Source organism: uncultured Litoreibacter sp. (assembly GCF_947501785.1).
GTDB lineage: Bacteria > Pseudomonadota > Alphaproteobacteria > Rhodobacterales > Rhodobacteraceae > Litoreibacter.
The window spans coordinates 1,419,160-1,445,448 of the sequence record NZ_CANMXB010000001.1; the positions used below are offsets into that span (position 1 = coordinate 1,419,160).

Annotated in this window: 25 protein-coding genes and 1 pseudogene; 5 read left to right on the forward strand and 21 right to left on the reverse strand. The window is 59.3% G+C overall.

The genetic code is table 11. The features are described from left to right. Positions 1-2: 2 nt before the first annotated feature. From murB to Q0899_RS07115, 15 genes are all read right to left on the reverse strand, one after another. Positions 3-923, reverse strand: coding sequence for a UDP-N-acetylmuramate dehydrogenase (murB, locus tag Q0899_RS07045; RefSeq protein ID WP_299191791.1), 921 nt, complete (start codon positions 921-923; stop codon positions 3-5). Positions 924-982: 59 nt separating this feature from the next. Then, a complete protein-coding gene (locus Q0899_RS07050) occupies positions 983-1,255 on the reverse strand; it encodes a DUF2484 family protein (protein WP_298297313.1) in 273 nt (90 codons plus the stop codon). Continuing rightward, complete coding sequence (locus tag Q0899_RS07055) at positions 1,252-1,506, reverse strand: DUF2484 family protein (protein ID WP_298297309.1); 255 nt, start codon at positions 1,504-1,506, stop codon at positions 1,252-1,254. Before Q0899_RS07055 ends, Q0899_RS07050 begins: the two co-directional genes overlap by 4 nt. A 142-nt stretch (positions 1,507-1,648) precedes the next feature. Continuing rightward, positions 1,649-3,049, reverse strand: coding sequence for a UDP-N-acetylmuramate--L-alanine ligase (murC, locus tag Q0899_RS07060; RefSeq protein WP_298297306.1), 1,401 nt, complete (start codon positions 3,047-3,049; stop codon positions 1,649-1,651). After that, entirely contained in the window at positions 3,046-4,143 is a 1,098-nt protein-coding gene (gene murG / locus Q0899_RS07065; protein ID WP_299191795.1) for an undecaprenyldiphospho-muramoylpentapeptide beta-N-acetylglucosaminyltransferase, read from the reverse strand. The genes murC and murG overlap by 4 nt, the downstream gene beginning before the upstream one ends. Continuing rightward, positions 4,140-5,309: a putative peptidoglycan glycosyltransferase FtsW gene (locus tag Q0899_RS07070; protein WP_298297300.1), complete on the reverse strand. Its 1,170-nt coding sequence runs from the start codon at positions 5,307-5,309 to the stop codon at positions 4,140-4,142. Before Q0899_RS07070 ends, murG begins: the two co-directional genes overlap by 4 nt. Before the next feature lie 212 nt (positions 5,310-5,521). Beyond that, positions 5,522-6,925 carry a UDP-N-acetylmuramoyl-L-alanine--D-glutamate ligase gene (murD, locus tag Q0899_RS07075; protein WP_299191797.1) on the reverse strand — a complete coding sequence of 468 codons (1,404 nt, stop codon included), beginning with the start codon at positions 6,923-6,925 and terminating at the stop codon, positions 5,522-5,524. After that, on the reverse strand, positions 6,922-8,007 hold the full coding sequence (mraY, locus tag Q0899_RS07080; protein WP_298356563.1) for a phospho-N-acetylmuramoyl-pentapeptide-transferase: 1,086 nt from the start codon (positions 8,005-8,007) through the stop codon (positions 6,922-6,924). The genes murD and mraY overlap by 4 nt, the downstream gene beginning before the upstream one ends. Next, a complete protein-coding gene (murF, locus tag Q0899_RS07085) occupies positions 8,008-9,429 on the reverse strand; it encodes a UDP-N-acetylmuramoyl-tripeptide--D-alanyl-D-alanine ligase (RefSeq protein WP_299191800.1) in 1,422 nt (473 codons plus the stop codon). Positions 9,430-9,431: 2 nt separating this feature from the next. Beyond that, the gene (locus Q0899_RS07090; RefSeq protein ID WP_299191802.1) at positions 9,432-10,913 is read right to left on the reverse strand and encodes a UDP-N-acetylmuramoyl-L-alanyl-D-glutamate--2,6-diaminopimelate ligase; all 1,482 of its coding nucleotides are present in this window, start codon (positions 10,911-10,913) and stop codon (positions 9,432-9,434) included. A 24-nt stretch (positions 10,914-10,937) separates the two neighbouring features. Continuing rightward, positions 10,938-12,716 (reverse strand): penicillin-binding protein 2, encoded by a 1,779-nt coding sequence (locus tag Q0899_RS07095; RefSeq protein ID WP_299191804.1) that lies wholly within the window; start codon positions 12,714-12,716, stop codon positions 10,938-10,940. Next, entirely contained in the window at positions 12,713-13,093 is a 381-nt protein-coding gene (locus tag Q0899_RS07100) for a cell division protein FtsL (RefSeq protein WP_298297283.1), read from the reverse strand. Before Q0899_RS07100 ends, Q0899_RS07095 begins: the two co-directional genes overlap by 4 nt. Beyond that, complete coding sequence (gene rsmH, locus Q0899_RS07105) at positions 13,093-14,091, reverse strand: 16S rRNA (cytosine(1402)-N(4))-methyltransferase RsmH (protein WP_298297280.1); 999 nt, start codon at positions 14,089-14,091, stop codon at positions 13,093-13,095. Before rsmH ends, Q0899_RS07100 begins: the two co-directional genes overlap by 1 nt. Before the next feature lie 3 nt (positions 14,092-14,094). After that, complete coding sequence (gene mraZ, locus Q0899_RS07110) at positions 14,095-14,607, reverse strand: division/cell wall cluster transcriptional repressor MraZ (RefSeq protein ID WP_298297277.1); 513 nt, start codon at positions 14,605-14,607, stop codon at positions 14,095-14,097. A 606-nt stretch (positions 14,608-15,213) separates the two neighbouring features. After that, a complete protein-coding gene (locus Q0899_RS07115) occupies positions 15,214-16,305 on the reverse strand; it encodes an Mrp/NBP35 family ATP-binding protein (RefSeq protein WP_298297274.1) in 1,092 nt (363 codons plus the stop codon). A gap of 364 nt (positions 16,306-16,669) precedes the next feature. Here Q0899_RS07115 and Q0899_RS07120 point away from each other — a divergent pair, with 364 nt between their 5' ends. Continuing rightward, positions 16,670-16,843 carry a DUF1127 domain-containing protein gene (locus Q0899_RS07120; RefSeq protein WP_298297776.1) on the forward strand — a complete coding sequence of 58 codons (174 nt, stop codon included), beginning with the start codon at positions 16,670-16,672 and terminating at the stop codon, positions 16,841-16,843. 189 nt (positions 16,844-17,032) lie between these two features. Here the strand turns inward: Q0899_RS07120 and Q0899_RS07125 are convergent, their stop codons facing one another. The 3 genes from Q0899_RS07125 to Q0899_RS07135 are packed head-to-tail and all read right to left on the reverse strand — an operon-like array spanning position 17,033 to position 18,280. After that, complete coding sequence (locus Q0899_RS07125) at positions 17,033-17,524, reverse strand: SRPBCC family protein (RefSeq protein WP_299191808.1); 492 nt, start codon at positions 17,522-17,524, stop codon at positions 17,033-17,035. Then, the gene (locus tag Q0899_RS07130) at positions 17,521-17,919 is read right to left on the reverse strand and encodes a hypothetical protein (RefSeq protein ID WP_298356547.1); all 399 of its coding nucleotides are present in this window, start codon (positions 17,917-17,919) and stop codon (positions 17,521-17,523) included. The genes Q0899_RS07125 and Q0899_RS07130 overlap by 4 nt, the downstream gene beginning before the upstream one ends. 10 nt (positions 17,920-17,929) lie before the next feature. Further along, on the reverse strand, positions 17,930-18,280 hold the full coding sequence (locus Q0899_RS07135; RefSeq protein ID WP_298356545.1) for a VOC family protein: 351 nt from the start codon (positions 18,278-18,280) through the stop codon (positions 17,930-17,932). 92 nt (positions 18,281-18,372) lie between these two features. Here Q0899_RS07135 and Q0899_RS07140 point away from each other — a divergent pair, with 92 nt between their 5' ends. Then, positions 18,373-18,813 (forward strand): helix-turn-helix domain-containing protein, encoded by a 441-nt coding sequence (locus Q0899_RS07140; RefSeq protein ID WP_299191811.1) that lies wholly within the window; start codon positions 18,373-18,375, stop codon positions 18,811-18,813. Between the two features lie 62 nt (positions 18,814-18,875). Here Q0899_RS07140 and Q0899_RS07145 read toward each other — a convergent pair whose 3' ends face one another. Further along, positions 18,876-19,319: an Lrp/AsnC family transcriptional regulator gene (locus Q0899_RS07145; protein ID WP_299191813.1), complete on the reverse strand. Its 444-nt coding sequence runs from the start codon at positions 19,317-19,319 to the stop codon at positions 18,876-18,878. An 83-nt stretch (positions 19,320-19,402) separates the two neighbouring features. Between Q0899_RS07145 and Q0899_RS07150 the strand changes: the two genes are divergently transcribed. Next, complete coding sequence (locus Q0899_RS07150) at positions 19,403-19,996, forward strand: LysE family translocator (protein WP_299191815.1); 594 nt, start codon at positions 19,403-19,405, stop codon at positions 19,994-19,996. Positions 19,997-20,078: 82 nt separating this feature from the next. After that, the gene (locus Q0899_RS07155; RefSeq protein WP_299191817.1) at positions 20,079-21,971 is read left to right on the forward strand and encodes a cation:proton antiporter; all 1,893 of its coding nucleotides are present in this window, start codon (positions 20,079-20,081) and stop codon (positions 21,969-21,971) included. 356 nt (positions 21,972-22,327) lie between these two features. On the opposite strand, the pseudogene Q0899_RS07160 reads toward Q0899_RS07155, so the two are convergent. Continuing rightward, positions 22,328-22,941 (reverse strand): annotated as a pseudogene (locus Q0899_RS07160) (DDE-type integrase/transposase/recombinase). A 157-nt stretch (positions 22,942-23,098) separates the two neighbouring features. Further along, entirely contained in the window at positions 23,099-25,009 is a 1,911-nt protein-coding gene (locus Q0899_RS07165) for an ABC transporter substrate-binding protein (RefSeq protein WP_299191819.1), read from the reverse strand. Positions 25,010-25,304: 295 nt separating this feature from the next. On the opposite strand from Q0899_RS07165, the gene Q0899_RS07170 reads away from it, so the two are divergent. After that, a complete protein-coding gene (locus tag Q0899_RS07170; protein WP_298297247.1) occupies positions 25,305-26,288 on the forward strand; it encodes an ABC transporter permease in 984 nt (327 codons plus the stop codon). The last annotated feature ends 1 nt before the right edge of the window (position 26,289 follow it).

A 26,289-nucleotide genomic window follows, 5' to 3' on the forward strand; every position in this document is an offset into this window, starting at 1 on the left:
CCTCAGCCAGTACGTGTACCGACCCGAAGCACCTCCCATTGTAACTCTATTCCACTGTTCTCGAAAACCTTTTTCCGCACCAGTTCGCCCAAATCTTCCAAATCCGCCGCCGTGGCGTCGCCGGTGTTGATCAGAAAGTTGGGGTGTTTCTCGCTCATCTGCGCCCCGCCCAGCCGCGCGCCCCGCAGTCCCGCGTCGTCAATCACCTTCCACGCTTTCAGATCATGCGTGTCATCGGCCTTGCCCGTGGAGGAATACCCGACCGGATTGCGAAACGTGCTGCCCGCCGTGCGGTCCTTGGTGGGCTGTGTCGCGTCGCGCTTGGCCAGTTGGTCTTCCATCCGGGCATGCAGCTCCGCCGGATCACCACTCGGCGCCTCCATCACCACCTCGACCAGCACCGCGCCGTCCGGCAGGTCCGACTGCCGGTAGGCGAAAGAGACATCGTCGCGCCCCAACACAACCACCTCGCCCGAACGCAGCACCGCCGTGGCCTGCACAAACACATCTGCCATGTAGCTGCCGTAACACCCGGCATTCATCGCTACCGCGCCGCCAATCGCGCCCGGGATAGTTCTCAGGAAGGTCAAATCCAACGCCGCATCGGCCGCCTTCCGGGCGCAATGCGCGTCCAATAGAGCAGGCCCCACGGTCACGCGATTGCCGTCGACTGAGAACCCATTGAACCCACGCCCCAGCCGGATCACCACGGCCTCAACCCCGCCGTCGCGCACGATCAGGTTGGACCCCACGCCCATCGGGAACACGTCGCCGTCATAACTCTTTAGAAAATCCGACAGGTCATCCCGGTCCGCTGGCTGAAACAAGGCCGTCGCAGGCCCGCCCACGCGCAACCATGTCAAATCCGCCAAACCCCGATCCGGCGTTATCGTGCCACGCACTTCGGGGAACCTATCACTCATCACCGCACCCAGAACTTTCCATGTTCAAAAATATCCGCCCCGCAGGGTCGTATCGCAACCTACTCCGCTGGAGGGACGGGGTTGCCCATCCCCAACCTGCGCCGCACCCAGCGACCCAAGTAGCGCACCGGCCAGCGCAGGATCGACACCCCAGCAGCCATGGCGATAAGTCCAATCCATGGCCCGTTCTCCCACGTCACCCAGCCCAGCAGCGGAATGCCTAAAGCGATCATGCCATAAGCAAACCGCCAATGGTGGTCGCGCGACGGGAACATCGCCACGACATTGGCCGAGATCAGCCAGAGGAAGGCGCACAGCAAAGACCAGCTCATCGCGGGATCTCCGGTTTCTCGCCCCGCGCGCGGCGGTAGAAATAGATCAGCGGGTTGCGGAACATCGACGCGAACGCGGCCAACCCGAGGGCCGCGAACCAGATGCCGTGCTCATAGCCGATGAACCCAATCAAAAAGGGAGCTGCGATCAGCAGCGTGACGCCTGGCACATATTGATACCGCATAGGGAGAAGCGCCACGAGCGTGGCGGCAACGGCCCAAAGGGCTGCGAGGATCAACGATGGACTCACGACACATGCTCCAGCACATCGGATGGGTTCAGTCTGCCTTGAGAGAGTTTCAGAGGAAAGTCAGGCTTTTCATACCTTTGGACGGGTTTCCGCGCAGACGGGTACACGCTGCATGCGGGGAAAATGTACTGAGAATACACGCTCATGTTGACAGCTTCTCGGGCAAAGCATTTGCCCAGGCGCTGATGGTTCCTGCGCCCAGGCAGACCACCATGTCGCCCGGCTTGGCTTGCTCGCGCACCAGCTTTTCGAGCCCGTTTTCATCCTCCACCACACGCGCATGACGGTGCCCGTGCCGGATCAGACCGGCCACCAGATCATCGCGCCCCGCCCCAGCAATTGGATCCTCACCGGCGGAGAAAATGTCAGTGATTCCAACAACATCGGCGTCGTTGAAGCAGCTGCAAAAGTCGTCAAACAGGTCATGCAACCGGGTAAACCGGTGCGGCTGATGCACCGCAATGACGCGCCCCTCGGTGGCCTGCCGCGCGGCCTTCAGAACGGCTGCAATCTCGACCGGGTGGTGGCCGTAATCATCAATGATCGTCACGCCACCAACCTCACCCACCTTGGTAAATCGCCGGTTAACGCCACCGAAACTCTTTAACGCTTCCTTAATCTCTTCTGCCTTCATCCCCAAATGTCGCGCCACGGCGACGGCGGATAAGGCGTTGGAAACATTGTGATCGCCGGGCATCGGCAGCTCGCAGCCCTCAATGACCATTCCGTCGTTTTGCAGCGCGATGTCAAAATGCGCGACGCCTGCCTTGTAGCTGAGATTCACCGCCCGGACATCGGCCTGGGCATTGAACCCAAATGTCACCACGCGCCGATCGCTAATTTTGCCGACCAATGCCTGCACCTCTGGATGGTCCGTGCAACACACCGCCAAACCGTAGAACGGAATGTTGGACACAAAATCCATAAACCCTTGGCGCAACTTGTCAAAATCGCCCCAATGCTCCATGTGCTCAGGGTCGATATTGGTCACAATTGCTATTGTCGCGGGCAGTCGGTTGAAGGTGCCGTCGCTCTCATCCGCTTCGACGACCATCCACTCGCCCTGCCCCACGCGCGCGTTGGAACCATAGGCGTGGATAATGCCTCCATTGATCACCGTCGGGTCGATCCCGCCCGCATCCAAAAGCGCTGCGACCATCGTGGTTGTCGTCGTTTTGCCATGGGTGCCACCGACCGCAATGTTTGATTTCAACCGCATCAGCTCCGCAAGCATCTCTGCCCGCCTTACGACGGGCAAGCCCGCCAAGCGTGCCGCATCCAGCTCCGCATTTCCCGGCTTGATGGCCGAAGAAATCACAACGACATCTGCATGTTCCAGATTTTCGGCCCTCTGACCTTCGAATACCGTCGCGCCGAGCTTCTCCAGACGTTTTGTAATTGGCGAGGACTTCAGGTCCGACCCCTGAACCTTGTATCCATGGTTCAGCAGCACCTCGGCGATACCGGACATTCCGATGCCACCGATGCCCACAAAGTGGATCGCGCCGAGTTCTAGGGGGAGCTTTGTTGCTGCAGCATTCATTGGCTGTTCTTCTCGTTGAGTTCTTCGGTCAAGGCGACAAGCGCCTCGGTTGCATCGGGTTTGCCCACGCTCAATGCCGCATTCGCCATCTGAATGGCAGCTTGATCTTGCGTCAGGATGGTATTGATTTGCTCCGCCAGGGCGTCCGCCGTCAGTTGGCTTTCCGGGATCATGATCGCGGCACCCGCCTCAACCAACCCACGTGCATTTGCGGTTTGATGATCTGCCATTGCGGCCGCAAATGGGATCAAGATAGACGGCCTGCCAATGATAGATATGTCTGCCACGGACGATGCACCGGAGCGCGAGACAACCAGCTGCGCCTCGGAAAACCGGCGCGGGATGTCATTGAAGAACGGCAAGATCTCTGCCGTTATGCCATTCTCGGCGTAGACCCTTTCAGCATTTTCGGCGTCCTCGTCCCGCGCTTGATGGGCGACCCGCACATTGACCCGCAGCGCCTCGGGCAGCAGTGCGACCGCCGCAGGAACCACCTCAGACAGAATCCGCGCACCTTGGCTTCCACCGATCACAACGAGGCTCATTGGGTAATCGCCTGGGGGTATGTAGCCCGCGGCCGCGCGTTCCAGGATCGCGCCGCGCACCGGGTTGCCGGTGTATACGCCCTCGACGCCTTCGGGCAAATCTGTCGGCCAGGTACCGCAAGCCACCTTGTCGACCCTTCGGGCGAAAAACGTGTTCACCTTCCCCAAAACACCGTTTTGCTCGTGGATCATGCGTGGCAGCTTCATGACCCATGCTGCAGCAGTTGCGGGGAAAGAAGGGTAGCCGCCAAAGCCGACCACTACAGATGGCGGGTCGCGCCGAAACTTCAACATCGCCGACAATACGCCCGCGCCCAGCTTGAACGGGGCCGTCAGCTTTCCGAGCACCCCACCACGCGAAAACGTCGCAGACTTCAGCTGCTCTATCTCGACAATGTGTGGGAACCCACCCACGTACCGCGCGCCGCGCGCGTCCGTGGTCACCTTCACCCGCCAACCTTTGACCAACATGGCCTCAGCCAAGGCCTGCGCGGGAAACATATGCCCGCCGGTACCGCCCGCCGCGATGACAAGCAGCGGGGCGCTCACCCCCGGCCCCGTTGGATCATGATGTCGCGCATATCGCCCTGTGGGCGTTTGCGGGTAAAGGCCAACAGCATGCCAAGCGCGATGCCGCCCGCGATCAACGAGGAGCCGCCGTTGGACACAAACGGAAGTGTCATGCCCTTGGCAGGCAGCAACCGGACCGCCACGCCCATGTTGATAATGGCCTGCATCGCAAACATGGCCGCAAGACCGGTGCCCGCCAGGCGGATGAACGGGTCGCGCTCCTTCATCAAGCGGTGCAACGCGCGGATCGTGAACACGGCGTAAAGCGCAATGATCGCGATCACCATAACCAACCCGTATTCCTCAGCCGCGACGGCAATGATAAAATCGGTATGCGCGTCCGGCAGGGACCATTTGACAGACCCCTCGCCCACACCGACGCCGAAATACCCGCCTTCGCGGATTGCGTTTGTGGCGTAGCCGAGCTGCGTGGTCGGGTCGACTTCCGCCGCCAGAAATCCGTCAATACGGCGCGCGAAATGTTCTGACATGTTGTAGGCGCTGACACCGGCAGCGACGACGCCCCCTGCCATACCTACAAGCAAGGTCAGCGGCGCGCCGGCAACAAAATACACCACGCCCCAGCCAAAGAGGACCAGACAGGCCTGCCCGAAGTCGGGCTGCAGGGCCAAAAACCCCACCACCACACAGGTCAACAAAAAGGAGAACACCTTGCCCGGAGGCCCGTTGATTTCCTGGCTTGCGGCGATCAGCCACGCTGAAAACACGATGAAAACCGGTTTGAGAAATTCAGACGGTTGCAAGGATGCAAAACCCAACGAGTACCACCGGGTCGCTCCCTTGCCAAAGTCGGTCCCGAAGACTGGCAGCAATGCGAGGGCGGCAAATGTCGCGAAGAACATCAGAATGGCCAAACGGCGCACCAGATTGGTCGACATCATCGAGATGATCACCATCGTGGTCATTGCCATGCAGCCAAACACCGCCTGCCGGGAGACGTAGTGGAACGGGTCCAACCCGTTTTTCGCAGCCAGGGGCGGCGATGCGGCGAGCCCCAGCAACAGCCCCATGCCGAACAGAGCAAACACGCAGGCCATCGACCAACGATCCACAGTCCGCCACCATTTGGGAAGGATCGGCTCGCCCACGCGTGCCGTCACGGTGCCATACACCATCTCAGTCATGAGAATACCGCCATTACTGCCTCAACGCCCGATTTTTCGGGTCTATCCGGCCAGAGTAGCCTTATTTGCCATGCGAATCCAGCCTCAGTTTGGCTGTTCTCCCCACGAAATCGGCGGTAATCTGTTCATATCCCGCGCGAAGGAGCCGCCAAGTCTTGAGCGTTACAAGTTTATGCCTACCAAAAAGAAGGCAGCCTACACGCAATTGCTGGTCAGCCCGCTGATATCCGCGCGACCTGCGCTGCGAAATCCTCGCCGCGTTTCTCGAAACTATCATACTGATCAAAGCTTGCCGCCGCCGGAGCCAACAGCACCGTGTCCCCGCTTTCCGCTTCCTCCGCCGCTTTGGCAACCGCCACATCCATCGAGGTGCAAATCTCGCAAGGCAAATCGCCCAGCTGCAGCGCGAAGGCCTGCGCTTCGCGGCCAATGACGTAGGCTTTCCTGACGTCGCCCAGATGGGGCAGCAGCCCGTCCAGCCCGCCTTCCTTTTCAAGCCCCCCACAGATCCAGCGGACGTTCTTGAAGGCCTGCAGCGCCTTTGCGGCGCTGTCCACGTTCGTCGCCTTGCTGTCGTTGACGTAAGACACGCCGCCAATTTCAGCTAGCCGCTGGGACCGGTGCGGCAAGCCGCCAAAGCTGTGAAACGCCTTCTCAATCACCCGAGGCGCCAACCCCAAGGTGCGGCAGGCGGCGTAGGCCGCGCAAGCGTTTTGATGGTTATGCGCGCCGGGTAGGCCGGGCACCGCGCGCAGATCAATGTTGGCGACCTGCCGCCCCTTTCGCCACTCCGCCAGAAAGCCCTTCTTGGCAAAGACGTTCCACCCCGGACCGCTGAGCTTGGTACCCGAGGAGATTTGGGTCACCCGGTCATCACCATTGCCGCCTGACAATTGGTTGGCTAGATATTGCCCCTCCGGCTCGTCCACGCCAATCACCGCGCGGTCGGGGCCGCCTTCGGCGAACAGGCGTCGCTTGGCCGCGAAATACCCGCCAAACCCGCCGTGACGGTCCAGATGATCGGGGCTGAGATTGGTGAAGACCGCCACATCCGGCGTCAGGTTGCGGGCCAGATCGGTCTGGTAGGACGACAGTTCCAGCACCACCACCTCGCCGTCAATCGCGGGTTCGATGTCCAACACACCGCGCCCGATATTGCCGGCCAGCTGCGTCGGCCGGTTCACCTCTTCGAGGATGTGGTGGATCAGGGCCGATGTCGTGGATTTGCCGTTAGAGCCTGTGACCGCGATGACCTTGGGCATCTGGTCGAAGCTTTCCCAGTCCCGCGTGGCAAAGGACTGGAAGAAGAGCGAGATATCATTGTCTACCGGCACCCCCGCAGCCCACGCTGCCGCAATGGTCTTGTTTGGCGCTGGATAAAGATGCGGGATGCCAGGCGATACGATCAGGGCCGCGATGTCTTCAAAGGCGCCTTGCTTGGTCAGATCGCGCAGCTCAAACCTCTCGCCCTCCGCCCGCTCCCGCGCCTCGGCGTTATCATCCCAAAGGATTGGCGTTGCCCCGCCTTCACGCAAAGCTTTGGCCGCCGAAAGCCCGGTCCGGCCAAGTCCGAGCACGGCAACGTGTGCGCCGGAATATCCCTGAACTGGGATCATCTGATCTTAAGCGTGGCCAGCCCGATCATCGCGAGGATCAGCGAGATGATCCAGAACCGGATCACGATCTGCGGCTCGGCCCAGCCCTTCTTTTCGAAATGGTGGTGGATCGGCGCCATCAGGAAAACGCGTTTGCCGGTCTTCTTGAAATAGAGCACCTGAATGATGACGCTCAGCGTTTCCACCACGAACAGCCCGCCGATGATGCCCATGACAAGCTCGTGCTTGGTCAGCACCGCAATAGCGCCCAGCGCGCCGCCCAAAGCCAGCGACCCGGTGTCGCCCATGAACACCGCCGCCGGCGGGGCGTTGTACCACAAAAACCCAAGGCCCCCGCCGATGATGCCAGCGACAAAAATCAACAGCTCGCCGGTGCCTGGCACATAATGCAGACCCAGATAGTCGGTGAAATCGACCCGGCCCACGGCGTATGCAATCACGCCCAAAGCGCCCGCCGCAATCATCACCGGCATGATCGCCAGCCCGTCCAACCCATCCGTCAAGTTGACCGAGTTCGCCGCCCCCACGATCACAAACATCGCAAACGGGATAAACATGAAGCCCAAATTCACCAACGTGTCTTTGAACACCGGCAAGGCCAGTTGATTGGTCAGCGCATCAGGGTGCAACAACGTGGTGACGTAGCCCGCAACGGCGGCAATAGCGAAGCCCACAATCAACCGCGACCGCGCCGAAATCCCGCCATGGGAGTTCTGCGTGACTTTGGCGTAGTCATCCACAAAACCGATCAGCCCGAAGCCCATCGTGACCAGCAACACCACCCAGACAAAGCCATTGTCTAGCCGCGCCCACAGCAATGTCGACAGGATCAACGCCCCCAAAATCAGCACGCCGCCCATGGTGGGTGTGCCCTGCTTGGTCAGCAAATGGCTTTCCGGCCCGTCGTCGCGGATCGGCTGGCCGTTGCGTTGCTTGCGTTTGAGCAGATTGATCAGCGGGCGTCCGAAGATGAAACCAAAGATCAGCGCCGTAAAGAACGCGCCGCCTGCCCGGAAGGTGATGTAGCGAAACAGGTTGAAGAAATCCCCGCCATCCGAAAAAAGCGTCAGCCAATACAACATCTAGCGGTGTCCCTCGTCTTTGTTGTCTACCGCTTGACCCAAATTTTTGATGGCGTCAACGATCTGTGCCATTTTCATGCTCAACGACCCCTTGGCCATCACCACGTCACCTGCATGCACCAGCCGGGACGGTTTGGCGGCCAGCTCTGAGGAGGTTTCCGCCCAAAGCCCGCGCTGTTCTGAGGGCAGCGCGTCGTAGAAATGTTTCATAAGGGGGCCGACGCAATGGAAAATCCCGATCTCGCCTGTGGCCTTCAGCTGCGCCAATTCGGCGTGCAGCTGCGCCTCGGTCGGTCCCAATTCTTTCATGTCGCCCAGGATGGCCACTCGTCTGCCGCGCGGATGCGGCGGCGGGATGACAGACAACACATTCAGCGCGGCCCCAACTGAGGCCGGGTTGGCATTGTAGGCGTCATCGAACAAGTCGATGCCGACACGCTCGTCAACCACGTCGAGCCGGACGAAATGCCTGCGGCCGCGCCCCTTGGGCGGCTGCCATTGGCCCAGCGCAATCACTGACTGGCCCAGATCGGCCCCTGCAGCCACGCAGCCTGCCAATGCGGCGAGGCCGTTCATGGCGAAATGGGCTCCGGGGGCGTTGATCTTGAAGAGCACCGTCTCATCCCCATGGCGCGCCCGGCACACTGTACAATCTGCCCCCTGCTGCGGCTGTTGCATGTGCCATGTCGCGCCGTCCTGCGTGCCGAATGTCTGGCACGCGCCTGGCGCGGCAGAGATCAACAGATCGGAGACATCCAGATCCCCGTTCACAATCGCAACGCCTCCGTCGCGCAACCCGTCAAAAATGGCCGCTTTCTCGCGCGCGATGCCGGAGATGTCCTCAAATGCTTCCAAATGCGCGGGCGCCACAATTGTGATCAGCGCCACGTCCAGATCCGCCATCTGCGCCAAGGGCGAGATTTCTCCGGGATGGTTCATCCCGATCTCAATCACCGCGTAATCCGTCTCTCGCGGCATCCGCGCCAACGTCAGCGGCACGCCCCAATGGTTGTTGTAGCTCTTTTCGGCCGCATGAACCGCACCCTGCCCTTCGAGGCAGCTGCGCAACATCTCTTTGGTCGAGGTTTTGCCGACCGAGCCAGTCACCCCGATGACCTTGGCCTGCGTGCGGGCCCGCGCGGCGCGACCGAGGGCTTCCAGCCCCTGCAGCACATCGTCAACAACCAAAAGCGGCGCGTCGTTTGCCACGTCGTCCGGAATACGTGACACCAGCGCAGCACCGGCCCCGGCCTCCAATGCTTGGGCCACAAAATCATGCCCATCACGCACATCCTTCAGGGCGACAAACAAGTCGCCGGCCTCAATGGTGCGCGTGTCGATGGAGACGCCGTCAACTGACCAGTCACCAACAGTGCGGCCCCCGGTGGCTTTCGCAGCCTCTGAGGATGTCCATAACGCCATTGTCAGAGCCTCCCATCCAGCGCGGCGACGGCAACGCTGGCCTGCTCTACATCGTCGAATGGCAGCACGTCATCACCCACGGTTTGCCCGGTTTCATGGCCCTTCCCGGCAATCAGCAGCGTATCGCCCGGCCCAAGCGCGTCGACGCCGCGCAGGATCGCCTCCGCCCGGTCGCCCACCTCCGTGGCATCGGGCACAGCGTCCATGATCGCCGCACGAATGTCGGCAGGACTCTCGGATCGCGGGTTGTCGTCCGTCACGAAGATTACATCCGCATTGTCTGCGGCGGCCTTGCCCATCAAAGGCCGCTTGCCGGTATCGCGGTCGCCGCCTGCGCCAAAGACGACAATCAGCCGGCCCATCACATGGGGGCGCATGGCTTGCAGTGCGGTTTCCAAAGCGGCGGGGGTATGGGCGTAATCCACGAAAACCGCCGCACCATTTTCACGCGTCGCCGCCTTTTCCATGCGTCCGCGCACAGTTGTCAGCATGGGCAGGGTCTCGAACACGTCTGAAGGTTTCGCGCCGCAGCCAATCGCCAATCCGGCGGCCACCAACACGTTGGAGGCCTGGAAGCCGCCAATCAGGTTCAGCCGCGCCTGATGCACGTCGCCGCCATAGGCAAACCGCAGCTCCTGACCCGTGGCGTCAAACCGCTGGCCCAGCTGCTGCAGCTCATTCCCGTCAGCAGAACCAACCCGCAGCAAATGATGCCCGCGCGCCTTGGCGACCGATGCCATATCGCGTCCACGCGGGTCGTCCATGTTGATCACCGCCACGCCGTCTTGCGCCAGCACTCGGCGGAACAGGCCCGCTTTGGCGTCAAAATAGTCCTGAAACGTCGCGTGGTAATCGAGGTGATCTTGCGTGAAATTCGTAAATGCCGCGGCCATCAGATGCACGCCGTCAAGGCGACGTTGTTCCAACCCGTGGGAGGATGCCTCCATCGCGGCGTGGGTCACCCCAGCTTTCGCCATGTCTGCCAACAGCCCGTGCAAGGTGATCGGCTCTGGCGTCGTGTGGGTCATCGGCGCGCTGTACGCGCCTTCGACGCCGGTGGTGCCAAGGTTTGCCCCTTCCAGCCCAAGTTCCATCCAAATCTGACGCACGAAACTGGCCACGGAGGTTTTGCCATTGGTTCCCGTCACCGCCACCATCGAGCCGGGCTGCGCACCGAACCACAAGGCGGAGGCATATGCGAGCGCCTGTCTCGGGTCTTCGGTGACGACAACGGCGACGTCCGTAGCGGCCAATTCCTCGGACGCAATCTCGGCGCCGGCGGGATCGGTCAGAACGGCGGCGCAGTCCATCCGCAACGCATATTTGATGAAGTCGGCGCCATGCGCCGCTGATCCGGGAAGGGCTGCAAACAGATGCCCCGGCTTTACGAACCGGCTGTCAACGGAAAGGCCGGTTATGTCCGCGTCGGCCCCGCCCGAGGCGGTCAGCCCAAGGGCACTTAGCTTTGCCGATCTTTGCCCCATGCAGCCCCCGAATGCGTTTGCGCCTTAATATTTGACCGTTGTTACCCCGGTTGCAGGACCAGATTCAATCGGTCTTAGGCCCAAGAGCGGCGCTGTGCGTTTTACGATCTCGGCGGCGACCGGGACAGCCGTCCAACCTGCCGTGCGACGTGGCTTCTTGCCAGAGTTTTCGGACGGCTCGTCCAACGTCACGATCAACACGTATTGCGGGTCATTCATCGGAAAGGCAGAGGCAAACGTCGCGATCACTTTGTCCTTGTGGTAGCCGCCGCGTGGTTTCGGCTTGTCGGCGGTGCCGGTCTTGCCGCCCACCATGTAGCCCGTGCCCTTCATGAAGGATGCGGTGCCGCGTTCGACCACCTGATGCAGCATCTCGCGCGCCTGACGGGAGGTTTGTTCCGACATCACGCGAGGCCCGGGTTTGACGCTGTCGACCTTCAGCAAGGTCGGTTTCACCAATGTGCCGCCACCAACCACGGTTGCGTAGGCCGAGGCCAAGTGCAGCGGGCTGGCAGCCATGCCGTGGCCGTAGCTGACCGTCATCGTGGAGATGTCGGACCACTTCTTGGGCAAAAGCGGCTTGGCGCCGGGTGCCTCGACCAATTCCACAGGGGACGGCTCAAAGAAGCCCAAGCTGCCAAGAAATTCCTTCTGCCGCTTCGCGCCGATATTCAGCGCCATCCGCGCCGTGCCGATGTTGGAGGATTTAACGATCACATCCGTGACGCTGAGCGTGTCGCCATAGTTGGAAAAATCGCGGATTTTGTAGCGACCCCAGCGCATCGGGCCTTTGGTGTCGAGCATCGTAGTAGGGTTGACCAACTTCAGCTCCAACGCCTGAGCGGCGGCGAAAATCTTGAAGGTGGAGCCGAGTTCATAGACGCCCTGAACGGCGCGGTTGAACAGCGGGCTGTCCGACGGATCGCCTTCGATCAGATCGCGTGGGCGGGTGTTGGGATCAAAGTCCGGCAGCGACACCATGGACACGACCTCGCCGGTGTCGACCTTCATCAAAACGGCGGTCGCTCCCTTGGCGTTCATCAGCTTCATGCCGCCATCCAGCACGCGGCGCATGGCCGACTGGATGGTCATGTCGATGGACAGGCGCAGTGGTGCGCCCTCCAGAGCCGGGTCGCGCAGGAAGTCGTCAAACGCCTTTTCGACGCCCGCCGTGCCGATCACCTCGGCCGAATGAACGCCTTCCCGCCCAAAGGAGGCGCCGCCGAGGACGTGGGCGGCCAGACGGCCATTGGGATAAAGACGCATCTCGCGGGGGCCAAACAACAGCCCCGGTTCGCCAATGTCATGCACGGCTTGCATCTGCTCGGGGCTGATTTTCTTCTTCACCCACAGGAACTTACGCGCGCCCGTGAAGTCTTTCAGCAGGCGTTCCTCTTTCAGGTCAGGAAAGATCGCCGCCAATTCCTCGGCCGCGCGTTCGGGTTCTACCATCAACTTGGGTTGAGCATAGAGCGAGTTGGTAATCAGATTGGTCGCCAACACCCGCCCGTTGCGGTCCACGATATTGGCGCGCTGCGCCACGATGCTGGCGGAGGAGGCGGAGGCCTGCGGCTCGACCGCCTCGGATGAGGCCAGAACCGTCATGCGCGCGCCGATAACCGAGAAGCCCGCAAGGAACAGCACGGCGACAAAGAGCAGACGCGATTCAGCGCGCGCGCGCGCGCGGTCGCGCATTTCCTCATGGCGCTGCCGGATGTTGTCGGCCTCGATACGGTCGGTGTTTTCGCCGCGCAGCCGGGCCGGAAGGATACGCGCCAACGGGCGCAGCGGTGTGCGGATCATGGATAGTCCTCATCGGGCGACGTCTGGTTGGCAGGATCAATCTGCCCACGCACGTCAACAGAACCCGTCAACTCGTTGATATCAAAGGTCGCAGGCGGGAAGCCCACTTGCGTCACGCTGCCAAATTGCGCGCTGGTGATTGGCAGCAATTGCAGCCGTTCGAAGTTCAGATCGGCAAGATCGGCCAGACGTTCTGGGCGGTTCAGATAGGCCCATTCCGCCTGCAAAACGCTCAAGGTTTCGCGCGACGAGCCGATTTCGCGCTGCAAGCCGCTGGCTGTGCGTAGGCTGTCGCGGGTTTTGTAGTTTTCCGAGTAAGACCAATAGGCCAGGCCCATGACGATCACCGCAAACAACCCGAACAACAAACCACGCATTACAATAGGTCCTTCCCAACAAGTTTCGGCAGTCCAAGCCCCGCGCGGTCGCTGTCGCGTGGCGGGGTCTCAGTGCGGGTCGCCACCCGCAATTTTGCAGAGCGGGAGCGCGGGTTGCGCGCTAGCTCGTCATTATCCGCCGCGATCGCGCGGCGGGGTGTTAAATCGAATGTGGGGGCCTCGGTCTCGACCGCCGGGGCGTAGCGCGACCCGCCGCCTGTGGCGCCGGCGCGGGAGGCGAGGAACTTCTTCACCACGCGGTCTTCGAGCGAATGGAAGCTGACAACCGCCAGCTGCCCGCCGGGTTTCAACGCACGTTCCGCGGCCTCCAAGCCTTTGATCAATTGACCAAATTCGTCATTCACCGCAATCCGGATCGCCTGAAAGCTGCGGGTCGCGGGATGGCTTTGCCCCGGCTTTGATTTCGGCAAGACGCTTTCAATCGCCGCCGCCAGCTCTCCTGTTGTCGTCATTGGCCGCGCCGACAATATGGCCCGGGCGATGCGACGCGAGGCGCGCTCTTCACCGTATTGAAACAGGATGTCAGCAAGCAACGCCTCGTCCGCGCCATTCACCAGATCGGCTGCAGAGACCCCGTCTTGCCCCATCCGCATGTCCAGCGGCCCGTCGCGCAAGAAGGAAAAGCCGCGTTCCGGCTGGTCCAGCTGCATTGACGATACACCCAGATCCAAGACCACGCCGTCTAATGGCAGCAAATCGCCCGCAAGACTGTCCAAATCGGAAAATGTGCCCTCGACCAGCATCAGCCGGTCGCCGTAGTCGCCCAACCAAGGCTCGGCCATGTCGAACACCATCGGGTCGCGGTCGACGCCGATGACTTTGGAAGACCCAGCGTCCAGAAACGCGCGGCTGTAGCCGCCCGCGCCAAATGTGCCGTCCAACCAGACGCCCGAGGCGTCCACATGTTCTAAAATAGCGTCGATAAGAACCGGCAGGTGCGGTGCATCACTTTGAGGCTCGCGCACGGAAGAGGCCATGTCTTACTCTCCCGCCGACGCGACTGGGTCATCATCCAGCAGGGTCAAAGGATCGAAATCATCCCCCTGCTCGGACAGCCAATCCTCGATATCCGCGTTGCGGGCCTCATAGGCGTCAGGTGCCCATATCTGGAATGTGTCGCCAGCCGCTTTGAAATATGCCTCGCTGGTGATGCCAATTTTTTCACGTAACTTGGCGGGCAGAACCAGACGACCGGTGTCATCGGTCTGCGTTGGCAGCGACTGTCCGTTAAAGATATGTTCCAGCGCGCGGCGGCCTTTTGAGCCGCGCGGCAAAGCGCTGATTTTGGCGTCAACTTCGGTGATCGCCTCTTGTGTATAGCATTCAAGGTAGTTTTGGGACGCGCCGCCATAGACGATTACAACGTTGGGCTGCAGCCCTTCGGTCCAATCAGCGTCCGAGGCCTCCAGCACACGGCGAAAGAGGGCCGGGATAGACACCCTGCCCTTGCTGTCCACCTTGTGGACGCTTTCGCCTCTGAACCTTTGCGCCACTCAAGTGACCCCTTGTCCCGTATTCCCGCCCAGCCGTCTTTAGAAATGGAAACGGCGAGTTGATCTGCTGCCACTGATCAACTCGCCGCGTGTTCCCACTTGGGGAGGTGTCGGACCCGCGCCACCTGGGGGGATGTCTGCTCGCGCAGGGTCCGACGTCTTTCGATGTGAAAGGGTGCCTGTATGAAACCTTTTGGTCGCCTTTGGGGTTCTTGAGCGCCCCTTGTTATGGCCCGTCCTCATCGTGGAACTGTTGTGCCATGGGAGATCATGGGAAGCAATGGAAAATTATGGGTAATGATGGTCACATGTGGTCACACAGCTTGGCGACACATCCCATTTTGACCCCAAAATCGGCACCACTAGCGGAACGCGGTCCGATAGCTACTAGATATAGTGGGTCAATTTTTTGGTGAGTTTTCCCATAATTTCCCACGAATTTTCGGTTTCGCGACCAATTTGGGGATCAATTCCCATGCCAACCCCACCGAATCACCCGTATGTGAGTCATTTTGATTCGCGATTCAAGGTTATCCACAGGCACGCCGGCGGGATTGCGCCGGAGCGCCCCCCCCTAAACCAACTGAATTGCGTTTGGTCAGCCCGTCAGGCCATGCCGCCATCGATCAAACGGCGCGCCAACGTGGTGTAGGCGGCAGCCAATGCCCCCTCGCCTGCTGAGATCGGTGTGCCGCTGTCACCCGCAAGACGGATATCCAAATCAAGCGGGATCTCACCAAGGAAGGGCAGCCCCAGCTTCTCGGCCTCGTCCCTGACGCCACCATGCCCGAAGATATGCGCTTCTGTCCCGCAGGTGGGACAAATGTAATGTGACATGTTCTCAACCAACCCCAAGACAGGCGTGTGCAGCGTCTTGAACATATCGAGCGCCTTGCGCGCATCCAGCAGCGCCACGTCTTGCGGAGTGGAGACCACAATGGCTCCGGTCATCTGCGTTTTGGTGCAGAGCGTCAGCTGCACGTCGCCAGTGCCCGGCGGCAGATCGACCAGCAGAATGTCCAGCTCGCCCCATTCTACCTGCCCCATCATCTGTTGCAGCGCGCCCATCAACATCGGACCCCGCCAGACCACGGCCTTGTCCGGGTCCATCATCAGCCCGATGCTCATCATCGTGACACCATGCGATTGCAGCGGAATTATGGATTTGCCGTCCGGCGACTTTGGCCGCTCCGATACGCCCATCATGCGCGGCTGAGACGGCCCGTATATATCAGCGTCCAAAAGCCCGACCTTGCGGCCTTGTTTGGCAAGCGCGACAGCGAGATTTGACGACAATGTGGATTTGCCCACCCCGCCCTTGCCGGACGCAATCGCCACGATGCGGTCAACGCCGGACGGTTTGGTGGCTTCCGCCTGCGGTTTGGGGTGGCCGCCAATTTTCAGCGAAGGTGGTGCGCCCGCGGGCGCGGCTGACGCGGCAGATGTCGGCGCGGGGCCATGCGCGGTCAGAACCGCGGAGACACTCTCTACACCGTCGACGCGCGAGACAATCGCTTGCGCCGCGTCGCGCACGCCTGCGAATTTCGGGGCCTGGTCCGGAGACACCTCAATGACGAATCGAACGGCACCGCCGTCGATGCTCAAAGCGCGGATCATGTCGCGTGAGACCAGATCGCCGCCATCGGGAAGACCTAGGCTGCGCAAAGCAGCGAGAATTTGCTCGTTGGTGGCAGACATCGGAACGCCTCAATTGTGACCGTACTGCCTACTTGTACGGCGCAGCGGTAAAGAACAACCCCGTGCAGCCGCGACAGTTTTGCAAAATGGCACATATTGACGGCAGTTGGGCGACAAAACGGGCAAAATTTCGCCACTCCGGGCCTCACGTTGACGTGAAGTTAACCAATAAAATCAATCCTATAAGCTATGCAATTGCTGCATAGCAGCATTGAGTTCATGGGTATTGCGGCGGCGCAGCATATCCCTAAATATGGGTCACAACAGAACAACAAACATCGGCAACGCGGAAACGTCCGCACCGCCGCCACAACCGCAAAAGGAATATAACATGGCTTATATCTCTACATCGAGCGTCCGCTTCATGGATCGTGTCCGTGCGGCAATCGCAGACTTCTCCGAGCGCGCGGCAAACGCACGCGTCTATCGCACCACTGCGGCTGAGCTGAACGCTCTGTCGGGTCGCGAATTGGCAGACCTGGGTATCCACCGCTCCGAGATCAAGCGCCTCGCTTACGAGGCCGCTTACAAGAACTAACCGAATTTGCGCTGGGTCCGATGTCCTCCCGATTGATGCCCCACCGCAAGACCTGCGACGCCACCCCCTCACCTCCTCCCGAGGGAACGCGCCGCACTTAACGGTCTAACCCAACCTCCTCCCTGAGGTTAGATCGTGACAATAAGAACGGTGGTGCCACCTCCTCCCGGCACCACCGTTTTTTTGTATCTAGGCGCTTTCTCGTCCTGTTTCGTATTCCGACCAATGCGTGCCCTGCTCAACAAATTTCTTGTTGTTCGCCAGCAGCTTTTCGAATCCTGATCGCATTTTCCAGGTCATCACCGGCTTCATGAGCCGTGGCACCAGACCCAGCGGCGTAAACCAAAAGCGCATACGGACCTGTGTTTGCGAAGCGGAACAAGATTCAAACGAAAAGTCCCCCCAAGCCGTAGCGATCGGCAGGCTGGTCCGTTTGAATTCAAACCCGATCAACCGTTTGGGTTCCCAAGCGACAATGCGTTCCTCGATATCATTGCGGTGATCCGAAAGCTCGCAACGGCGCACAGCCCCGACCCCACGCGAATTCGAACCGGTCAAGATTGTGGTTCTCAGAACGTCGCTATGAAACTTGTAAATGCCGCCGAAGTCGGCCCAGCTTTCCCAAACAGCGTCAAGCGGCGCATCGACCTTTTCGGAAACATCAACGTCTGGTTGCGTCATTCTGCCCCCCGATGGACCAACCCCAGTACCAACGCAAAGAGCCCGAATTGCATCACCAGATACCCGGTTTCCATGGCGATGAAGCTGCCAGCATTTGGCACATCCTGCTTGGCAACGAGGGCGAGAACATGAGACGTCCAGAAGAACAGCCCCACAAGGCCCGCAAACTGAAACGCCCGTGCAAGGCCGGCGCTACCGGTGTGAAAGAACATGTACAACAGGGACAGAGCCGCCCCCTGAATGACAATTGTCGCGAGGCCCAGCGGAATGTTCGGCTCGCCTTCAAAGTAGCCGAACGCTTCGTATTTTTCCTTGAACAAGCCAAGGTGCCAGACATACGCCAACGGGAAGACAACGACTACGTAGCCGGTTGCCGCCAAAAGTATCTTTGTCATTACAGGTCCCTCACATCCCGGCTGCGCGTTTCCAAAGCGCCAGCGGCGCGCCGCCCGGATCTCGGATAAAGCTGGCATTGCCTGCCGGACCCTTCAGATTTTCGGCAATAATTTCTGCCCCATGAGCGCGCGCGTTTTCGACGGCCGCAGCTAGATCATCGACCTCGAGGTAAGGAACCCAACCGGTGACCCCCTCCATCGCGTCAGTGGTTGCAGCAAACGGCATGCTCTCCCCCTCGGCGGTCAGGAAGGTCATCGGGCCAATATCCTTGGGGGCCCAACCAAAAGCATTGGTCATGAAGTCGGTGGTGGCAGCGCGGTTGCCCCCGACATTGTCGAACCAGACGAAGGGTGAAGGCATAGCAGAATTCCTCTTTTAATTTGCAAGTTATTTCTAGCTACCCAAGGCACTTGCATATTGCAAGAGTTATTCCACACACCTATGTTCCACGCATGACCAGACCCCAACCTCTTGAGTGGCACGGCTGCCCAACCCGCTACGCCGCCGGTATCTTCGGTGACAAATGGTGTTTTTTGATTTTGCGGGACGTCTTGCTGCACGGAAAGCGGACCTATAGCGACTTTCTGAACTCGCCTGAGGGCATCTCGACCAACATTCTGGCGGATCGTTTGTCCCGGCTGGAATCTGCGGCGTTGCTTGACCGGAAGATCGACCCACGCAAGGCGAGCCGCGTCTGCTATTTCCCGACGCGAAAGGCCCGTGATATTTTGCCCGCCCTGATTGGCCTGATGGTATGGTCCACACAATATGACGACAAAACAGAGGCCCCGGCCACATTTGCAGAGGCGTTTCGCGCAGACCCCAAGGGAACCATCGCTTGGTATGAAGCAGAAATTGACCGCGTAGACAGGGAAATTGTCCAGGGTTCCTAGGGGTGGTTTACTTGGCTTGCTCGGTCCACTGAAACGGGCCGCACCAATGGCGAATGCGTCACCTATGCCCGTTCGTCTTTTGGCGAGCCCATCACAATATAGCTGGTGATCGAATTCACCTGCGGCAGCACACCCAGAATTTCAGTATGGAAATGTTTGTAGCTGGGCAGATCCGCGCATTCGATGCGCAGCAAGTATTCAACGGTGCCGGTGATGTTGTGACACTCCCGCACCTCGTTGGCCCGCCCGATGGAGCGCTCAAACGCCTCCTGACTGGCCTTGGAATGGTCCGACAACCCCACCGCAATGTAGGCCACGAACCCGGCGCCCATCTGGTCCCGGTCCAAGACAGCCCGGTATCCTTTGATGACCCCACGCCGCTCCAAATCCTGCACACGCCGCAAGCAAGCCGAGGCCGACAGGCCGACGCGGTCGGCCAGCTCGATATTGCTCAGCCGCCCATCCACAGAGAGCAACCGCAATATTTTTTCGTTGATCTGATCCATCGCGCCGCCATGTTGCCAAAAATATTGCCACGCAGGGTAACAACGCAATCAAACTGCGCAAGCCCCGACATAATGTTGCGCCTATGAATATAGACATCCTCTACGGCCTCGTGGTCTTTGCCTTCGTATCGTCGATCACCCCCGGCCCCAACAACCTGATGCTGATGGCGTCAGGCGCAAATTTCGGGTTCGTGCGCACCATGCCGCATATGCTGGGCATCGCTTTGGGCTTCACCGTGATGGTGTTTCTCGTCGGCATGGGCTTGGCGCAGGTTTTCGACGCCTACCCCGTTCTGCATGACGTCCTGAAGGTGTTGAGCGTGCTCTACATGTGCTGGCTGGCATGGAAAATCGCCAATGCGGCGCCCCCGCGGGAGGGCGAGACAGCAGGCACCCCCATGACCTTCCTGCAGGCAGCGGCCTTCCAATGGGTGAACCCGAAGGCCTGGGCCATGGCGCTGACGGCGGTCACCGTCTATTCGCTGGGCACCACGCCCTTGGCCGTCGCCGCAGTGGCCGCAACCTTCGGCATCGTCAATGGCCCGGCGGTCAGCACGTGGACCATCATCGGCCAGCAACTTCGCCGCATCCTGACCAACCCGACCCGGTTGCGGGTATTCAACTGGGGGATGGCGGTGCTGCTGATCGCGTCGCTCTATCCGGTGCTGATCACCTAGCAAATCGCGCCATGCGCGCTTAGGGCTTTTCGCTCTCCGCATCTGATCATAGGCTGGGCCGCAACAACTGGGGGACCCACCGATGACCGACTTCCTGCTGCTCGCCTTCATCTTCCTGATCGCCGGCGTGATCGCGGTGCCAATTGCGTCGCGCTTCGGCCTCGGGTCGGTGCTGGGCTACCTGATCGCGGGCATCGTCATCAGCCCCGTGCTCGCCATCCTCAATGTCGACGTGGTGTCCATCCAGCATTTCGCTGAATTCGGCGTGGTGATGATGCTGTTCCTCGTGGGGCTGGAGCTTGAGCCCAAAATGCTCTGGCAAATGCGCACCAAACTCATGGGCCTTGGCGGAGGTCAGGTCGGCCTGACCACCCTCGCCGTGATGGCCATAGCCATGATCTTTGGCCAGCCCTGGACCATCGCGCTCGCCATCGGCCTTGTTCTGGCCCTGTCTTCTACCGCCATCGTCCTGCAAACATTGGGCGAAAAGGGCCTGATGAAAAGCGACGGCGGGCAGTCCAGCTTCTCGGTCCTGCTGTTCCAGGACATCGCTGTCATCCCTATGCTGGCGCTGATCCCCTTGCTGGCCATGCCCGAATTGATGGGGCTGGAGGCCGAATTGGCCCACGGCGCGGATAGCCATGGTGATGCACATGGCGATGATCACGGTGACGGCCATGGGTCACAAATAAGCCTCGTTGCGAGCCTCGGCCCTTGGGAAACCGCCATCGTCAACATCCTCGCCATTGCCGTTGTCATCCTCGGCGGCAACTTCCTGACCGGCCCCATCTTCCGCTTCATCGCCGCCGCCCAGCTGCGCGAGCTGTTCACCGCCACGGCGCTAATGATGGTCATCGGCATTGCGCTTCTGATGTCGCTCGTTGGTCTGTCGCCCGCGCTTGGCACCTTCCTCGCAGGCGTGGTGCTGGCCAATAGCGAGTACCGCCACGAGCTTGAATCCGACATCGACCCCTTCAAGGGTCTCCTTCTGGGCCTGTTCTTCATGACCGTCGGTGCGGGCATCAACTTTGGGCTGCTCTTTGATAATCTCGGCGCGATCCTCACCATGACCATCGGGCTGATGGTGCTGAAGGCAGGCGTGCTTTACGCCCTCGGGATCATCTTCAAACTGAAGGGTGCGGATAAATGGCTCTTCGCCCTCGGCCTTGCCCAGGCGGGCGAGTTCGGCTTTGTGCTGCTGTCCTTCACGGTCGCAAACCAGGTGATCCCGCCCACAGTTGCCGACCAGCTCCTCCTCGTCGTGGCTCTTTCAATGCTCTTAACCCCTGCGCTCTTCATCCTCTACGACAAGGTTATCGCGCCGAAATACGACAGTGACCAGGACCGTGAGGCCGACGAGATCGAACATGACAGCCACATCATCATTGCGGGCCATGGCCGCGTCGGCGGCATTGTCAACCGGATGATGAAAGGCGCGGGCCATGCGCCCACGGTCATTGACTACAGCTCCAAACAGCTCGAAATGCTCGCGAAATTCGGCTTCAAGGCCTATTACGGCGACGCCACGCGCGCCGATCTGCTGAACTCCGCAGGCATTGCCGAGGCCAAGCTGCTGGTTGTGGCCATCGACAACAAGGAACAGATCACCCAGCTGGTGACCTACGCCATCAAGACCTACCCGAACCTCAAGGTTGTGGCCCGCGCGGTGGACCGCCAACATGTTTACGACCTCTATCAGGCAGGCTGTCGTGAGATCATCCGCGACACCTATGACAGTTCTCTGCGTCTGGGTCGGTCAGCGCTGGAGTCCCTCGGCATCCCGCAAGACAAGGCCGAAGAGATGAAGGAAGCCTTCAACCAGATGGACCGCAAAGCCATGCTGGCGCTCGCCCAGCATTACGACCCGGCCATCCCCGCCACAGAAAACGAGACCTACATGGCCCAGGTCCGCGCCATGGCCGACGAATGGGAGCCAGATCTGCAACAGCAAATGGCCGCGATCCTGAACAGGTGATGCGGTGGGGCAGAAAGCCCGAGCCGGGCAACGCGAGACCGGCGGATGGCGATCTGATGCCAGGTCCGCAAAACCTTATGGTTGCCGGATCCTCTATCTATTCTTGTCCCGCGCCGGAATTTTCGAAATCGCCAACTGAGGGCCATTCTGGCAGCCAGCGGCCTTGATTTAGGGCCCGGGGAATTGAGAGAAATAGCCGCTTCGAGCCCAAATTGACCCATGCTGCGCCTTGAACAAATGTCCGCAATACGGGGAAACAGTACGACTGTCTTCAAATACCAATTGCGCGGAATTCGTGCGCATGGGTCGGTCATGTCCATAAGTTGTGCTGTCAGACTAATGCGAGCCAGTCTCTGCTAGGACAGGATGACTGTCCTATATCCCGCGCAAAGACCGCGCCACTCGCGAGGGGCAGCAGTGCGTTTCAGCTTGAAGATGTCTCGGCTTGAAAGAAGTCTTTCTTGATTGAAGTGGTTGTAAACTGAGGCGTGGACGGACACAAATTTCTGCAGAGATCGCATTCGCCTGAACCGCAGCATTGCACGTTCTCGTCGTCGAAAAGGGAGATGTGAATTTTCGGCCCGATTGTTCTTCCAACGGCCACACGTTTGCTTTTAGGGCGCATTCAGATCGCGAAGGGCTGCGCCGTAAGATTTGAGCCTGTCGGTAACAAGATCATCAGATTTTCCATGTTTGCGCATCAATTTCCTGAGGGATTTCAATGCCACTTCCACTTCCACTTGCTGGATTTCATACCTTGAATTCGGCGCTTCTTTATCTCGCTGGCGAACATCGGACCTTAGCGGTTCCACCAGAGGCGAACTGTTTCGTGGCTGATTTCGATTTCACGTTCATGCAACAGGTCCTCAACGTTTCGAAGTGAAAGTGGGAACCGGATGTAAAGCATCACTGCCAGGCGAATGATCTCAGAGCTGGTTTTGAAGTAACGAAATGGGCTGGGTTTGGTCATCCAAAAGGCTAGGCGCGTCCCCTGCTCGGCTCAAGCCGATTTAATCTGACAGTCCCTCCTTGACCAATGCGTGAGGCGGCGCCCTAAAGAACGCCGCCTCACTCAAGTTAAACTCGGTCACCATTCGCCGACCGAAATTGTCTTCAGCTGCCCGGCGTCACCGGTTCCAGTACCACGCCTGGGGCATGAAGACATTGGCCGGGCTTGGGAATTGGCCCGTGCTTTTCATGCCTTCGAGCACATTCATGAGACCGTTCTTAACCACACCAAAGGTCGAAGCATTCTTGGTGATCCCAAAAGCTTCAAACTGATCAGCCGCAATGTCGGCGAGCTGGTGATAGCGTCGGATTTGCTCGGCCGGGTCGGCTGTAGCATAGATCGTTTCCCAGATCTTATAGCGCTCCATGACGTGATCAGGTGGGACAAGCCCATCTGCGCCATCCGTTTGATACCAGGCCGTCCAAAGGGGCGCATGGCGCGAGCTGCTGTCGATCGGGAGCAACGCAGATGGCAGCTGGCCGGGGAGCCAAGTCGCGTTTCCGCTGTCGGCCGTCATGTCATGGTCTCCTTGACGGGACCGTTGGCGATGCACCGAGCGGTCGACAACGTTCAGGTCAATTTGAATGCCCAGCATCTCTTCCCACTGCGGCTTGACGATGGTCATCATGTCGATGATGTGCGGATGCCCATTTCGAATGTCGACAAGGAACCGCGCCGGACGACCGTCGGACAAAAGCCGAATTCCGTTCTGATCGCGTTCAGTCAGACCAAGCTCGTCGAGAAGCCGGTTGGCCTCGTCGGGATCGTAGTCCAAGTATTGTGTGGCAATCCGCTCGTGATGCAGAGGGCTTTCCTCGAACGGCCCGGTTTGCCAGGGCGTACCGACGCCCAGCAAGGCTGTGTCGATGACTTCCTGTCTGTCGGTGCCAATTGAAAGAGCAATGCGGAAGTCCTTTTCATTGAAAAGGGTGTTCACGACAGGATCCTTGTGGTTCAGGTTGGGCTGGATCCAGTTGTAATTGCCGCCAGCAGCCGTCACTTCATACAAGCGATAGTCGCCCGCCTCGCGGTTCTCTGCCAGTACGGGGCGGTTGCCTGGCGCATCGATGCGCCGATACTGGAAGTCAAAATCGCCTGCGATCGCGGCGATCAGCATCGCTTCCGCATCCTGGTAGATCGTCGACTCCATCTCACCGATGTAGGGAAGCTGATTGCCCTCAGTATCGACCTGCCAGAAATAGGGGTTCCTCACAAAGGTAACGCTGGTTGTGCCGCCACGCAGGGGCCTTTCGAGAATCCATGGGTCCAGCGCGGGACGTTCCGGATTGATCCAGCGGACCTCGTCTCTGACGTCGCCGCATTTCTTGTACATCAGCTCCTTCCAGTCTGCGACGTTCTCCTCGGCGATCACCGAGTCAATGTTGTCGTTGTAGTTGGGATGGAATTGGCTGCAGTAGTGCTTTGCATAATGATTGAGGCGCGCGCCTTCTTCGCGCGCCATTTGGCCCAGGAAACCGCCATTTGGGTGTTCGAATTTGATCTTGAACGTGTACTCGTCGACGACTTCAAGCATCAGCGGTTCGCCACCGGACTTATAGCGTGTCGACAGTTCGTCCCAATCGGGGTTCAGCAAAAGATCGTTGATGCTGAAGTCGATATCTTCCGACGTAAACGGCGCACCGTCCGACCACTTCATTCCGCGGCGCATGTGAAAGGTGAACTCTCTTGCATCATCCGAGACCTCGTACTCGCGGATGATATTGGGGATCAGGTCGGATAAATTGTGATGCCATCGCACCAGCCCATTGGTGCCAACTGCCTGTCGCAGAGTGCCCTCATCTGACACGCCGCGCATCCCAAAGCGGATCTTGCCCCCATATTCGCCGACGGAGCCGTAGTTGATGACTTCCGGTTCCATCGAGGCGCGTTCAGAAACTGGTGGAATTTTCCCTGCTGCGACAAGCTCAGCCAGTTCCGGCGCTTCGCCGGTCGCTTGGGCGTGCGCTCCGCCTGCAAGCAATAACGTGAGCAACGTGGCAGGCAGCCCCGGCCAATATTTATGTCTCATTTTTCTCCTCCTTTTGAAAAAAAGCCGTGGGCGCAGGTGCGCCTTCCGGACCGGCTCAACCGTCGCCGGCTTCCGAAGCTTCTTTGGCTTCGCAAAATCCAGGCGTATGGTTTCCATAGCATAAATGTGGTTTTTTATACCCAAAAAATCAACATGAGTCTCGACATTTTGAAAAAATAAGCTTATTTACACTAAATTGAGGGAGCAGTCATTGCCGTATGATTGGCTTTTAAAGGCTAAAAGTGCTGATTCGTAATTGAGCGTTCTGACAGGTTTTGGTCGTAGGGGAGGATCGATGTTCGCGTATATATTGCGCCGTTTACTTTGGTCGGTGCCGTTTCTCTTCGCAGCATCCTTTCTGGCGTTTGTCATCATTCAATTGCCGCCCGGCGACTACGTCGAGAGCTATGCGGCCAAGCTGGAGGCCGATGGTCAACAGGTTGATGAAATCAGAATCCGATCGCTTCGGGATCGCTTCGGCTTGGACGAACCGTTCCTCGTCCAATATTGGAAATGGATTAGTGGAATATCCAAGGGCGACTTCGGACTTTCGTTCCAATGGCAGCAACCGGTATCCGAACTGATCGGTGACCGCATGTTATTATCGGTGATATTGGCGACATCGACGCTCTTGTTTACTTGGTCGATCGCGTTGCCAATAGGGATCTACTCAGCCGTCAAGCAATATAGTGTGGGCGACTACATATTCAGTGTCATCGGCTTCATTGGCCTTGCGACGCCCAATTTCCTTGTCGCGCTGATCCTGATGTATGTGGGTGTCGTAGTGTTTGGGACGAACGTAACCGGACTTTTCTCAGCAGAGTATGCGAACGCGCCCTGGTCTTGGGGAAAATTTGTCGACCTCCTCAAGCACCTAATAATTCCGGTCGTCATCATTGGGACCTCGGCAACGGCCAGCCTTATCCGCATCATGCGAGCCAATTTGTTAGACGAGCTCTACAAGCCCTATGTGACGACCGCTAGAGCCAAGGGATTGACCGAATTCAAGGCAATCATGAAGTACCCAGTGCGCATAGCACTCAATCCATTTGCATCGACAATCGCCTGGATCTTTCCGCAAATCATTTCCGGATCAACCATCGTTGCCGTGGTGCTATCCCTCCCGACGGTTGACCCTTTGATGCTCGGAGCGCTGCTTACGCAAGACATGTACCTAGCTGGTGCGTTCATCCTGTTACTAAGCGTCATGTCCATCGTAGGCATGATCGTTTCGGACATCGTTCTCGCCTTTATCGACCCAAGAATTCGGTTCCGCTGAC